The organism is Streptomyces sp. NPDC059037 (genome assembly GCF_042740015.1).
GTDB lineage: Bacteria > Actinomycetota > Actinomycetes > Streptomycetales > Streptomycetaceae > Streptomyces.
The window spans coordinates 1-12395 of the sequence record NZ_JBHYIG010000107.1; the positions used below are offsets into that span (position 1 = coordinate 1).

Annotated in this window: 14 protein-coding genes and 1 rRNA gene; 7 read left to right on the top strand and 8 right to left on the bottom strand. The window is 69.5% G+C overall.

The features are described 5' to 3' along the window. Positions 1-84, bottom strand: a 16S ribosomal RNA gene (locus ACFWY6_RS22275); the annotation flags it as partial. A 546-nt stretch (positions 85-630) separates the two neighbouring features. Then, positions 631-1272, bottom strand: coding sequence for a DNA-3-methyladenine glycosylase (locus tag ACFWY6_RS22280; protein WP_384693034.1), 642 nt, complete (start codon positions 1270-1272; stop codon positions 631-633). Positions 1273-1432: 160 nt separating this feature from the next. On the opposite strand from ACFWY6_RS22280, the gene ACFWY6_RS22285 reads away from it, so the two are divergent. The 3 genes from ACFWY6_RS22285 to ACFWY6_RS22295 all read left to right on the top strand — a co-directional run bounded on the left by ACFWY6_RS22285 (position 1433) and on the right by ACFWY6_RS22295 (position 3472). Next, positions 1433-2215 (top strand): sporulation protein, encoded by a 783-nt coding sequence (locus ACFWY6_RS22285; protein ID WP_384693036.1) that lies wholly within the window; start codon positions 1433-1435, stop codon positions 2213-2215. A 44-nt stretch (positions 2216-2259) separates the two neighbouring features. Then, complete coding sequence (locus ACFWY6_RS22290; RefSeq protein WP_384693039.1) at positions 2260-2799, top strand: YbhB/YbcL family Raf kinase inhibitor-like protein; 540 nt, start codon at positions 2260-2262, stop codon at positions 2797-2799. Between the two features lie 166 nt (positions 2800-2965). Beyond that, the gene (locus tag ACFWY6_RS22295; protein WP_266868577.1) at positions 2966-3472 is read left to right on the top strand and encodes an HNH endonuclease; all 507 of its coding nucleotides are present in this window, start codon (positions 2966-2968) and stop codon (positions 3470-3472) included. A gap of 87 nt (positions 3473-3559) precedes the next feature. On the opposite strand, the gene ACFWY6_RS22300 is transcribed toward ACFWY6_RS22295, so the two are convergent. From ACFWY6_RS22300 to ACFWY6_RS22310, 3 genes are all read right to left on the bottom strand, one after another. Continuing rightward, a complete protein-coding gene (locus ACFWY6_RS22300) occupies positions 3560-4495 on the bottom strand; it encodes an SPFH domain-containing protein (RefSeq protein WP_384693041.1) in 936 nt (311 codons plus the stop codon). Positions 4496-4627: 132 nt separating this feature from the next. Continuing rightward, complete coding sequence (locus tag ACFWY6_RS22305; protein WP_384693044.1) at positions 4628-5059, bottom strand: NfeD family protein; 432 nt, start codon at positions 5057-5059, stop codon at positions 4628-4630. 74 nt (positions 5060-5133) lie between these two features. After that, a complete protein-coding gene (locus tag ACFWY6_RS22310; RefSeq protein WP_384693047.1) occupies positions 5134-5931 on the bottom strand; it encodes an ABC transporter ATP-binding protein in 798 nt (265 codons plus the stop codon). Positions 5932-6053: 122 nt separating this feature from the next. On the opposite strand from ACFWY6_RS22310, the gene ACFWY6_RS22315 reads away from it, so the two are divergent. Beyond that, on the top strand, positions 6054-6833 hold the full coding sequence (locus ACFWY6_RS22315; protein ID WP_384693049.1) for a hypothetical protein: 780 nt from the start codon (positions 6054-6056) through the stop codon (positions 6831-6833). Between the two features lie 200 nt (positions 6834-7033). Here the strand turns inward: ACFWY6_RS22315 and ACFWY6_RS22320 are convergent, their stop codons facing one another. The 3 genes from ACFWY6_RS22320 to ACFWY6_RS22330 all read right to left on the bottom strand — a co-directional run bounded on the left by ACFWY6_RS22320 (position 7034) and on the right by ACFWY6_RS22330 (position 9246). Next, positions 7034-7279, bottom strand: coding sequence for a chaplin (locus tag ACFWY6_RS22320; protein ID WP_384693052.1), 246 nt, complete (start codon positions 7277-7279; stop codon positions 7034-7036). A 169-nt stretch (positions 7280-7448) separates the two neighbouring features. After that, the gene (locus tag ACFWY6_RS22325; protein WP_361828483.1) at positions 7449-8108 is read right to left on the bottom strand and encodes a response regulator transcription factor; all 660 of its coding nucleotides are present in this window, start codon (positions 8106-8108) and stop codon (positions 7449-7451) included. Then, positions 8101-9246 carry a GAF domain-containing sensor histidine kinase gene (locus ACFWY6_RS22330; protein WP_384693054.1) on the bottom strand — a complete coding sequence of 382 codons (1146 nt, stop codon included), beginning with the start codon at positions 9244-9246 and terminating at the stop codon, positions 8101-8103. Before ACFWY6_RS22330 ends, ACFWY6_RS22325 begins: the two co-directional genes overlap by 8 nt. Positions 9247-9439: 193 nt before the next feature. On the opposite strand from ACFWY6_RS22330, the gene ACFWY6_RS22335 reads away from it, so the two are divergent. The 3 genes from ACFWY6_RS22335 to ACFWY6_RS22345 all read left to right on the top strand — a co-directional run bounded on the left by ACFWY6_RS22335 (position 9440) and on the right by ACFWY6_RS22345 (position 12219). Continuing rightward, entirely contained in the window at positions 9440-10144 is a 705-nt protein-coding gene (locus ACFWY6_RS22335; protein WP_384693056.1) for an SDR family NAD(P)-dependent oxidoreductase, read from the top strand. Next, positions 10141-11217, top strand: coding sequence for an S-adenosylmethionine:tRNA ribosyltransferase-isomerase (locus ACFWY6_RS22340; RefSeq protein ID WP_384693058.1), 1077 nt, complete (start codon positions 10141-10143; stop codon positions 11215-11217). Before ACFWY6_RS22335 ends, ACFWY6_RS22340 begins: the two co-directional genes overlap by 4 nt. Positions 11218-11517: 300 nt before the next feature. Next, positions 11518-12219, top strand: coding sequence for a transglycosylase SLT domain-containing protein (locus ACFWY6_RS22345; RefSeq protein WP_384693061.1), 702 nt, complete (start codon positions 11518-11520; stop codon positions 12217-12219). Positions 12220-12395 lie beyond the last annotated feature (176 nt).

Genomic DNA, 12395 nt, shown 5'->3' on the forward strand with positions numbered 1-12395 from the left:
CCCCGAAGGGCTTCATCGTTCGACTTGCATGTGTTAAGCACGCCGCCAGCGTTCGTCCTGAGCCAGGATCAAACTCTCCGTGAATGTTTACCCGTAATCGGGTGCGCATCCGCGTTGAGCGGAACAGAGGGGAGGAATAATCCCCTCGTTCACAGCGTCCTCGCTGATGTTGCCACCCCCAAGGGGGTGGACTTTTCAAAGGAACCGCGTCCGGCCATGACGGCCGAGACGGGGTTGTCAATCTGGCGTTGACTTTTGGCACGCTGTTGAGTTCTCAAGGAACGGACGCTTCCTTTGTACTCACCCTCTCGGGCTTTCCTCCGGGCGCTTCCCTTCGGTATTTCGTGTTTCCAACCTTACCAGATCCGTTTTCCGTTCCGTTCCCGGTTCGGATTTCATTTCCGGTGGCCGTTGGAGGGCCTTTGCCTTTCGGCGTGTTCACTACGTTAGCGGATTCCCTCCGCAACTCATAATCGAGTTCCGCGAGTTCAAATTTCGGCATGCAGGCATGCGAAATAGGGCCCCGCCGAGGGGAAGTCGTAAGTAGTGGTTGGCCGCTTCCGGCTGCTGGCAGATTGCCGTACCCGGGTCAAGCGGCTCGGGCTACATTACGGAGACCACAAGGCTGCGTCAAGTTGAACGGCGCCGAGGCGTATGGGCCCGATAAGGGCTCACCGTCGGGTCGTTGGGGGTCCAGAAGCGCCAGGGGTGGACGGCGCCGTCTCCGCCCACTCCTGTGCGCGGGCCGTTCCTGACCTGGTCGGGGTCGACGGGAGTGCCGGTCAGGAGGGTGAGCGGGGCGCCCCGGCCCGCGCAGAGGTCCGTGCCGTTGAGGGCGCGGTCCACGTCCAGGGCCGTGGCCAGGCGGGCAGGGCCTTTGGCCAGTTCCTTGTCGTTGCGGGCCGAGAGTCGACGTTTGCGGGCGAGCTCGGCGCCCGTGGTGATCTCACCCGCGCGGAGCAGGACACCGCTCGCGGTGCCCTCGGGGCCGCACACCACATTGAGGCAGTGCCACATGCCGTAGGTGAAGTAGACGTACGCGTGCCCGGGCGGACCGAACATCACGCTGTTGCGGGCGGTGGGGCCGCGATAGGCGTGCGACCCGGGGTCGATCTCGCCCGCGTACGCCTCCACCTCTGTCAAGCGCAGCTCGATCGGACCGTCCGGTGTGGTGCGCACGAGGACGCGGCCCAGGAGATCCGGGGCGACCTCCAGGACAGGGCGGTCGAAGAAGTCACGTGGGAGAGGCGTACGGTCAGGGGCCGCGATCATGGCGTCCGAGCTTAGTGGAGACGGTCTGTACGGGTGGGTGGTCATCGCCTGTACCTATTGCCAGGGTGAGGACGCGGAACCGGACGTGCGTCCATCGCGTTTGTATGGATCAAGGATCAAGTCGAGTTCGAGCCACAGGCGGGGCCTGGGGAGGAGAGTCATGGGGTTCAAGAAGCTGCTTGCGAGCCTGGGTGCCGGCGGTGCCTCGGTGGAGACGGTGCTGACCGAGGTCAATGTCGTACCCGGTGGTGTCGTCCAGGGTGAGGTGCGGATCCAGGGCGGGTCCGTGGACCAGGAGATCGAGGGTCTGTCCGTTGGTCTGCAGGCCCGGGTCGAGGTCGAGGGCCAGGACCAGGAGACGAAGCAGGACATCGAGTTCATCAAGCAGAGGCTCGGTGGTGCCTTCACGCTGCAGGCCGGTCAGGTGCACGCGGTGCCGTTCGGGCTCGAGATCCCCTGGGAGACGCCGGTCACCTCCATCGACGGGCAGCAGCTGCGCGGGATGAACATCGGTGTGACCACCGAGCTCGAGATCGCGCGTGCCGTGGACTCCGGTGACCTGGACCCGATCAACGTGCACCCGCTGCCGGCGCAGAAGGCGATCCTGGACGCCTTCATCCAGCTGGGCTTCCGCTTCAAGAGCGCCGACATGGAGCGCGGTCACATCCGCGGGACGCGCCAGAAGCTGCCGTTCTACCAGGAGATCGAGTTCCTGCCGCCGCAGCAGTACCGCGGTCTGAACCAGGTCGAGTTGAGCTTCGTCGCGGACGACCGCGAGATGGACGTCATCCTGGAGATGGACAAGAAGCCGGGGCTCTTCAGTGAGGGCAGCGACTCGTTCCGTTCGTTCAAGGTGGGTCTGAACGACTTCCAGGGCACGGACTGGGCGGCGTACCTGAACGAGTGGCTGTCCCAGGTCGGCAGCAAGCGCAACTGGTTCTAGGCTCGGAGCGATCGAGGACCAGCCATCAACCAGGAGGTGCCGACGTGAGCGAGCTGACGAGGCCGCCGCTTCCCCATGACTTCCATCCGCCCGTCCCCTCGTTCACGGTCGTGAGCGAGGACTTCGAGCCGGGTGCGGTCCTCAAGGACGCTCAGGTCTACGCGGCCGGGAACACCTCGCCGCAGCTGCGGTGGGAGGGCTTCCCGCCCCAGACCAAGAGCTTCGCCGTGACGTGCTTCGACCCGGACGCCCCCACGGGCAGCGGGTTCTGGCACTGGACCGTCTTCGACATCCCGGTCTCGGTCACCGAGCTGCCGGGTGGTGCGGGCAGCGGCAAGTTCGAGGGGCTGCCCGAGGGCGCGGTGCAGGTGCGCAACGACTACGGGACGAAGGACTTCGGGGGTGCGGCCCCGCCGCCCGGGGATCCGGCCCACCGGTACGTGTTCACCGTGTACGCCGTCGATCAGGAGAAGCTGGGTCCGGATTCGGATGCTTCGCCCGCCGTTGTCGGCTTCAACCTCCGGTTCCACACGCTCGCGCGTGCGCAGGTACTCGCTCAGTACACCGCTCCCGCGGAGAGCTGAGCAGTCGTACAGAACTGAGCGTTCATCGATTGTTTGCCCGTCTCTGGTCATGGAAGTGATCAGAGACGGGCATTTTTTATTGCGTTGTCCATCTCGGCGTGCCCGGCCAGAGTTGATCCCAGCCCGCCAGGCGGTGGGCCGGTGCATACGGGAGGTGGGCAGGTTGATGCGGGACACGCTGGTGCTGAACGCGAGCTTCGAGCCGCTCTCGACGGTGACGCTCAACCGAGCCGTCGTTCTGGTGCTCCAGGACAAGGCCGTGGTCGAGCACGCCCACCCCGGACTCCGTGTGCGCGCGGCGGCGGTCGACATACCCGTGCCTCGGGTGATCAGACTCTGCAGGTATGTACGGGTGCCCTTCCGAAGACAGGCTCCGTGGTCCAGGCGGGGTGTGCTGGTGCGGGACCAGCACCGGTGCGCCTACTGCGGCAGGCGTGCGACGACGGTCGACCACGTGGTGCCCAAGGCGCAGGGCGGTGCGGACTCGTGGCTGAACACGGTGGCTTCCTGCGCGATGGACAATCACCGCAAAGCGGATCGTACGCCGGAGGAGGCGGGTATGCCGTTGCTGCGGCAGCCCTTTGAGCCGACCCCTGCGGACGCGATGCTCTTGTCGCTTGGGCGGGATGAGTTGGCCTCGCTGCCCGGCTGGCTGGCGCAGCCTGCGGCGTAGCCGCTCGGCGCTGTACCTGTCGGGTGCGGGTCGTTCTTGGCTGAGCGCGCAGTTCCCCGCGCCCCTTCGGGGCGCGGGTTTCGCGCGTCAGTCGATCGGGGGCTGCTCGCGGCGCTCGGTAGGTGCCGGGGTGCCCGAACCGCCGCCCAGGGGGCCGAAGTTGCCGAGTGCGCCGCCGAGGCCCTTGAGGGCGTCGCCGATCTCGCTGGGCACGATCCAGAGCTTGTTCGCGTCGCCCTCGGCGATCTTCGGGAGCATCTGGAGGTACTGGTAGGAGAGCAGCTTCTGGTCCGGGTCGCCCGCGTGGATCGACTCGAAGACCGTACGGATGGCTTGTGCTTCACCCTCTGCGCGCAGGGCCGCGGCCTTGGCCTCACCTTCGGCGCGCAGGATCGCGGACTGCTTCTCGCCTTCGGCGCGCAGGATCTCGGACTGCCGTACACCTTCGGCCTGGAGGATCGCGGCGCGCTTGTCACGGTCGGCGCGCATCTGCTTCTCCATCGAGTCCTGGATGGAGGTCGGCGGCTCGATCGCCTTGAGCTCGACGCGGTTGACGCGGATGCCCCACTTGCCGGTCGCCTCGTCGAGGACGCCGCGCAGTGCCGCGTTGATCTCCTCGCGGGAGGTCAGGGTCCGCTCCAGGTCCATGCCACCGATGATGTTGCGGAGCGTGGTGACGGTGAGCTGCTCGATCGCCTGGATGTAGCTGGCGACTTCGTACGTCGCGGCCCGTGCGTCGGTCACCTGGTAATAGATGACCGTGTCGATGTTGACCACCAGGTTGTCCTGGGTGATCACCGGCTGGGGCGGGAAGGGGACGACCTGTTCACGGAGGTCGATGCGGTTGCGGATCGAGTCGATGAACGGGACGACGATGTTCAGGCCCGCGTTCAGCGTGCGGGTGTAGCGGCCGAAGCGCTCTACGATCGCGGCGCTGGCCTGCGGGATGACCTGGATCGTCTTGATCAGGGCGATGAAGACCAGCACCACCAGAATGATCAGGACGATGATGATTGGTTCCATCGTTGTTCCCCGTACCCCTCTTGCCTCGGCGTTTCCGGAAGATCTCTGCGGACTCTGCTGAGCTGTCTCTGCTGAGCTGTTGAAGATCTTGCTGGTCGAGTCTGTCAGACCGCTGCGCGCGCCGTGGGGCATTCACATGACGATGGCCGTCGCTCCGTCGATCTCGACCACATCGACCTCGCGCCCCGCCTCGTAGCTCTGGTCCTTGTCCAGTGCGCGCGCCGACCAGGTCTCGCCCGCGAGCTTGATCCGGCCGCCGGACCCGTCGACCCGTTCCAGGACGACGGCCGTCCTGCCCTTCAACGCCTCTACGCCCGTGGCCAGTTCGGGGCGCTGGGCGCGGTGCCGGGCCGCTATGGGGCGTACGACCGCGATGAGCGCGACGGAGACGGCGGCGAAGACGACGACTTGGAGGACGGTGCCGCCGCCCAGTCCGGCGGTCACGGCGCCGGCGACCGCGCCCACGGAGAGGATGCCGAACTCCGGCATGGCCGTCATGACGAGCGGGATTCCGAGTGCGACCGCGCCGATCAGCCACCACACCCATGCGTCGATGTTCTCCACATGGTCATGGTAGGACCGCGGGCCCGTCCCGGACAGGGCACCGCGATCTCCCGCCCGGGGCGTGTTGGAGTGCGTCAGCCGAGCGGCAGGCCCTGGGCGCTCCAGCGCTCGCCGCGCTCCTCGACCACCAGGGGCAGGCCGAAGCAGAGGGAGAGGTTGCGGGACGTGAGTTCGAGCTCCAGCGGGCCCGCGGCCATGACCTTGCCCTGGCGGATCATCAGGACGTGGGTGAAGCCGGGGGCGATCTCCTCGACATGGTGCGTGACCATGATCATCGAGGGGGCGATCGGGTCGCGGGCGAGGCGGCCGAGACGGCGTACGAGGTCCTCGCGGCCGCCCAGGTCGAGGCCCGCGGCGGGCTCGTCGAGGAGCAGCAGCTCGGGGTCGGTCATCAGGGCGCGGGCGATCAGGGTGCGCTTGCGCTCTCCCTCGGAGAGGGTGCCGAACTTGCGGTCCAGGTAGTCGGTCATGCCGAGGCGGTCGAGGAAGGCACGGGCGCGCTGCTCGTCGACGTCCTCGTAGTCCTCGTGCCAGCCGGCGGTCATGCCGTAGGCGGCCGTGAGAACCGTCTGGAGCACGGTCTGGCGCTTGGGCAGCTTCTCGGCCATCGCGATGCCGGCGACGCCGATGCGGGGGCGGAGTTCGAAGACGTCCGTGCCGGGCTTGCCGAGGGTCTCGCCGAGGATGGTGGCGGAGCCGGAGCTCGGGTGGAGGTAGCTCGACGCGATGTTCAGGAGGGTGGTCTTGCCCGCGCCGTTCGGGCCGAGGATGACCCAGCGCTCCCCCTCCTTGACCGACCAGGAGACCTGGTCCACCAGAGCCCGGCCCTCGCGGACCACGGATACGTCCTCCAGCTCCAGTACATCGCTCATGAGCGCGTTGTCTCCCATTGCAGTCTCGGCTGTCGCTTGCGCCTGTGGACGCAGTCCCCTGGAGAAAACCTACGCCACCGGTCGGGCGGTCCAGCCGTTAGCCCGGTCCTTAGGCTGTACGCATGCTCTCGGAAGAACGCTCAGGACGCTTGGCGGCATGGGGAAATGCCCTTCTTGCCGGACTTGTCTCACCGGATGACGCGGTGCTCGCGGTGGTCGGCGACGACGCCGTGCACCGGGTCGAAGGTCTTCCCGGCGAGTCGGGGCCGGTCGGACTCACGCTCGCCTTCGGACGGCTGCGCTCGCTCGGGGTGACCGGGTTCCGGGTCGCGCTGCCCGCGCCCGGGCATCCGCTCGGGCTGAGCGGGCCGCCGGAGTTCAACGCGCGCGCCCTCGACGCGGAGGAGGCCGTCGTCGCGTTCGGCGCGCCGTACGGGCTCGTTCCCGAGGTGTACGAGGCCGGGCCCGACGGCGACCTTCATGTGGAGGTCGTCTGGCACTGCCTGCCGGTGCGGGAGGCGCCGCCCGCCGATGTGCCCTCGCTGGGTGAGGCGGAGCGTGAGCTGGCGGAGGCGCTGCGGGAGGCGACTGCCGTGCTGTCGCGGCTCGACGTCGCGGGGTCGGGTCCGGTTGCCGAGGCCGCGGTGGACGCCTACCGGGCGCGGGCGGAGCGGGGGCGCGAGGCGCTCGCACCCGGGTATCCGCCGCGGGCGGTACGGGTGTTGGAGCTGGCCCAGCGCGTCGGCCTGCTGATTTCGGTGGCGTACGAGAACGGCCATGGCGGGGCCGTGAGCGCCTCGGAGATGGCGGCGCGGGGCGAGGCGTTGCGTCCGGTCGAGCGGACGGCCCGGCGGGCGCAGGTGGCTGCGTACAACGCGTTCGTGGAGGAGCGTGAGCGGTAGCCTGCGGCGCTTGGGCGGTTCCGGGGTGCGCGGCGGAGGGCTTGTTGTTTGGGTGCGGGTGCGGGTGCGTTGTGGCTTGGCGCGCAGTTCCCCGCGCCCCTGACGGGGCACAGTGCCCCGCGGCGCTTCGGGGTGCAACAGACCGGCCCCCCGGGAGTTACCCGAGGGGCCGGTGGTCACTTCTGCGCCTGGAGCATCTGTCAGGCGTTCAGGCCGTCGTTCGCGAAGGCCGGGTTGAGGGCGCCGATGACGGACACGGTGTTGCCCACGGCGTTCACGGGGATGTGCACCGGCGCCTGGACGAGGTTGCCCGAGCCGATGCCCGGGGACCCGACGGCCTCGCCGTGCGCGTTCGCGCCGCCCGTGGCGGAGGCGAGACCGGCGCCGGCGGCGACGAGGCCACCCGCCACCATCGTGACAGCCGCGGCCTTCTTCAGGTTCTTCACTTCTGGACCCTCCTAGCGATCGCTGCGGCCAGCCGCCGCAGCACGCACTGGAGAACGGCGGGGCGGACCGTAGGTTGCGCCATTTGGGGGACATCCACACGACGGTATGAATCTCAGCCCGGAACGCGACGGTCCGCGCTGACGGTGACGGTGTGCGCCGGAGCGTGGATCAGCCAGTCACACCATGTCGTACGGCCCACAGCGCGGCCTGGGTGCGGTCGGCGAGGTCCAGCTTCATCAGGATGTTCGAGACGTGCGTCTTGACGGTCTTCTCGGAGAGGACGAGAGCGCGGGCGATCTCGCGGTTCGAGCGGCCGTCGGCGATGAGACCGAGGACCTCGCGCTCCCGCTCGGTGAGCGAACTGCCTCTCCCCTGCCCGGTGTTGGCCTCCTCCTGGGAGAGCAGCGCCCCCGCCACCTCGGGCTGCAGGAGCACATGGCCCGCGTGCACCGAGCGGATGGCGCCGGCGAGGGCGTCCGGGTCGACGTCCTTGTAGACGTACCCCGCGGCGCCCGCGCGCAGGGCCGGGACGACGGTGCGCTGCTCGGTGAAACTGGTGACGATGAGCACGCGCGCGGGGTTGGCCAGTTCGCGGAGCTTGCGCAGCGCCTCGACGCCGTCCATGCCGGGCATCTTGACGTCCATGAGGACGACGTCCGGCTTCAACTCCTCGGCCTGCGCGACACCTTCGGCGCCGTCCGACGCCTCTCCCACGACCTCTATGTCGTCCTGCACCTCCAGGAACGTACGCAGACCGCGGCGGACGACCTGGTGGTCGTCGACCAGCAGCACCCGGATCCCTGCTTTCCGTGACGCGGCGTCAGCCACCGGGAACCTCCATCTCGATCGTCGTGCCCTTTCCGGGCTCCGATTCCACGGTCAGCCGTCCGCCGACCCCGCCGGCCCGGTCCCGCATCGAGACCAGGCCCAAGTGCCGCCCCGCGCGCCGGACTCCGCGCGGGTCGAAGCCGCTGCCGTCGTCGCTGACGCGCAGCACGGCGCCCGCACCGCGCCGGATGAGGGTCACGTCGACGCGGGCCGCCCCCGAGTGGCGCAGGGCGTTGTGCAGGGCCTCCTGGGCGACCCGCAGCATCGCCTCCTCCTGGGCGGCGGGCAGCGCCCGGACTCCGCAGCTGTCGAAGGTGACTTCGGCGGAGTGCGCGCGGTCCAGGACCTGGGTGTGCGTCCGCAGGGTGGCCACCAGGCCGTCCTCGTCCAGGGCGGCGGGGCGCAACTCCACGACGGCGGCGCGCAGTTCGTCCGCCGCCTCGGCCGCGAGCACGGCCACCTGCTGGAGTTCGCCCTTGGCCCGTGAGGGGTCGCGGTCCACCAGGGCGGCCGCCGCCTGGGCAGTCAGGCGCAGCGAGAACAGCTTCTGGCTCACGGCGTCGTGCAGTTCATGGGCCAGGCGCGAGCGCTCCTCGGCGATGGTCAGCTCGCGGCTCCGTTCGTAGAGCCGGGCGTTGTTGAGGGCGATCGCGGCGTGCTGGGCCAGGAGCGAAAGGAGCTCCTCGTCGTCGGCGGTGAAGCCGCAGCCGCCCGTCGGCTTGGGGCACTGCTTGTTCGCGAGGAAGAGCGCGCCCAGCGTCTCTTCCCCGTACCGGATCGGCAGGCCCAGGAAGTCGGACATCTCCGGGTGGGCGGACGGCCAGCCCTCGAAGCGGGGGTCCTCGCGCACGTCGCCGAGGCGCTCGGGCTCGGCCTTGTGCAGCATCGAGGCCAGGATGCCGTGCTGACGGGGCAGCGGGCCGATGGCCCGCCACTGCTCATCGCTGACGCCGTCGACGACGAACTGGGCGAAGCCGCCGTGGTCGTCGGGGACACCGAGCGCCGCGTACTCGGCGTCGAGCAGCTCGCGGGCCGAGGCGACGATCGTCTTGAGGACGTCGCGCACCTCGAGCTGCCTGCTCATGGCCAGGAGCGCGGAACTCACCGCGTTCAGGCCGGACCTTGGACCTTGACTCATGGCCTCACCGTACCGGCGGGGTGTGACAGTGCGTATCGGACCTGTGGCGGCCCCCGCCTAGGACCGTGGGCGTAGGGCCAAGGACCCTGCGCCGTTGCGGCCCGCGCACGAGGCGCCCGCGGCGGATCCGTTCCTACCGTGGGGGCAGCCGCTGGATCAGCGGTCGCCGCGGCGACCCGAGGGGACGGATGTCATGCCGGTAGCGATCATCACGGGGGCTTCGAAGGGGCTGGGGCGCGCACTGGGGGCGGCGCTCGCCGAGCGGGGCTGGGATCTGGTCGTCGACGCCAGAACGGGCGCGGCGCTCAAGGAGTCCGCGCGCGAGCTGGAGGCGCACGGCACGCGCGTGGAGGCCGTCGCCGGGGATGTCACCGATGCGGCGCACCGAGCCGCCCTGGTGACGGCGGCGCGCGGTCTCGGCGGTCTGGATCTGCTGGTGAACAACGCGAGCGCGCTGGGCGCTGAGCCGCTCGTGCGCCTGGAGGAGCTCGGCGTCGACGGGTTGCGGCAGGCGTTCGAGACCAATGTGGTGGCGGCGCTGGGGCTGATCGGGGAGTCGCTGCCGCTGCTGCGGGCGTCCGGCGGTGCGGTCCTGAACGTCAGCTCCGACGCGGCTGCCGAGGCGTACGAGACCTGGGGCGGTTACGGGGCGTCCAAGGCCGCCCTCGATCAGCTCTCGGCGGTTCTCGCCGTGGAGGAGCCGGGGATCCGGGTGTGGGCCGTGGACCCCGGTGACCTGCGGACGGACCTCTATCGGGCGGCCGTCCCCCTGGACGACGACTCGGGCCGGCCGCTGCCCGCGACGGTGGTGCCCGCCTTCCTGCGGCTGCTCGACGAGCGGCCCGCGAGCGGCCGCTACGCCGCCCCTGCCCTGCTCACCTCGCCGGACGCCCGATGACACTCGCCGTGAAGGTGCCCGAGGGCCTTGCGGCCAGGGTCCCCGCCGAGCAGCGGGGGCCCGGTCTGGGCAGGGACGCGGTGCGGCTGCTCGTGTCGCGCGGGACCGAGGTGTCGCACCACGCGTTCGCGGAGCTGCCCGCGCTGCTGCGGGCCGGGGACCTGCTGATCGTGAACACGTCACGGACGCTGCCCGCGGCGGTCGACGGAACACTCGGGCACGCGCGCGTGGTGGTGCATTTCTCGACGCGGGGCGATGACGGACGGTGGGCCGTCGAGTTGCGCGATCCGGACAATTGGGGCACTACGCGCGCACGCGCGGGCGGGCCTGCGTATTCATACGTACAGCTCCCCGGAGACGCACACCTCATTTGCGAGGAGCCGCTGGCTGCCGGGAGCGGGCGGTTGTGGTGGGCGCGAGTGTCCGGTGACGTGCCCGCGCTGCTGCACCGGCACGGGCGCCCCATCCGCTACTCCTATACGGAGCGGGACCAGCCGCTCTCCGCCTATCAGACGGTGTTCGCGCTGCCGTCGGCCGACGGCTCGGGCAGTGCCGAGATGCCGAGCGCCGCCCGGCCCTTCACCGAGCACCTGGTGGCGCAGCTGGTGAGCCGGGGTGTGCAGTTCGCCCCGGTGACCTTGCACACGGGGGTCGCGTCGCCCGAGGCGCACGAGCCGCCGTACCCCGAGCGCTTCGCGGTGCCGGAGACGTCGGCGCGGCTCATCAACGCGGCCAGGGCCGGCGGGGGCCGCGTCATCGCGGTCGGCACGACGGCGGTGCGAGCCGTCGAATCGGCGACGGGGCCCGACGGGGCGGTCAGGGCCGCCGAGGGACGCACGGAGCTCGTGGTGACACCGGAGCGCGGCGTACGCGTGGTGGACGGTCTGCTCACCGGGCTGCACGAGCCGGGGGCCTCGCATCTGCTGATGCTGGAGGCGGTCGCGGGCCGGGCCGCCGTGGACCGGGGTTACACCGAGGCGGTACGCCGTCTCTACCTCTGGCATGAGTTCGGCGACGTCCACCTCATCCTCCCGGAGGAGAGTCCTCACGCTGAGAGTTGCTCTGGCAACTGATGGTGAGGTTGTTACGTGCCCGATGTGAGGCCGCACATAGGGCGCACGTCACGTACGAAGGTCCCTAGTTGATAAGAAAGTCCTTTATCGGCAGGGGATGTATGCCGGTAAAAGGGCACAGCGCGACCCCTGATCCACTATCCGGCTTCGTACGTCACTCCTTTGCCACAGAATTTTGCTGCCGCTAAGAATTGCTCCCGTCGCTCGGCGCCGCGGTCACGCACCGCGGCGTTTGTGCCGGAGAAGCAATGTCCCCACCGGACCAGAGCGACCTCCGCGATTCGAAGAGGTCCATCTGCCATGCCCAAGCTCAGCACCCCTGGTCATAGTCGCCCCGCGCTGACCAAGACCCAGAAGTTCTCGATCGCCGGTGTCGCCACGCTCGGCGCCGCCGCCCTCGCCTTCTCCCTCGTGCCGGGCAGCGCCGAAGCCGGCACCCAGAACGTGACGGCCTCCCCGGTGGCCTTCAAGCAGAACGTCGACGCCCAGCAGGCCGTCGAGGCCGGCGTCATCAAGCAGCACACCGCCGCCAAGGACGCCGTCACGGCGAAGCAGAAGGCCGACGCCGCCGCCGCCGCGAAGAAGAAGGCGGCCGACGAGGCCGCGGCCAAGAAGAAGGCCGAGGACGCGCGCAAGGCCAAGGAAGCCGCGAGCCGTGCCGCCGCGCGCAAGCCGGTCTACGCCAACAACCTCGACGGCTGGATACGCCAGTCCCTGGACATCATGAAGTCCAAGGGCATCCCCGGCTCCTACGAGGGCCTGCACCGCAACATCATGCGTGAGTCCACGGGCAACCCGAACGCCGTCAACGGCTGGGACATCAACGCGATCAACGGCACCCCGTCGATCGGCCTGCTCCAGGTCATCAAGCCGACGTTCGAGGCGTACCACGTCGCGGGCACGTCCACGAACATCTACGACCCGGTCGCCAACATCACGGCCGCGGCCAACTACGCGGCCGACAAGTACGGCTCGATGGACAACGTGAACGGCGCCTACTGAGCCTTGATCGCCTGATCAACGGACCTCTTCAGCCGCGAAGGCGAGGCCCACGGACGCCGAAGGGCGGCACCCCCCCCCGGGGGGCGCCCCGCAACGGAATTTGGGGGGGGGGAGGTGGCCCCCCGCGACCCCCGAATATTGCGGTTAGAACGAGCGCGGGGGGGGGGCGCCCGCGC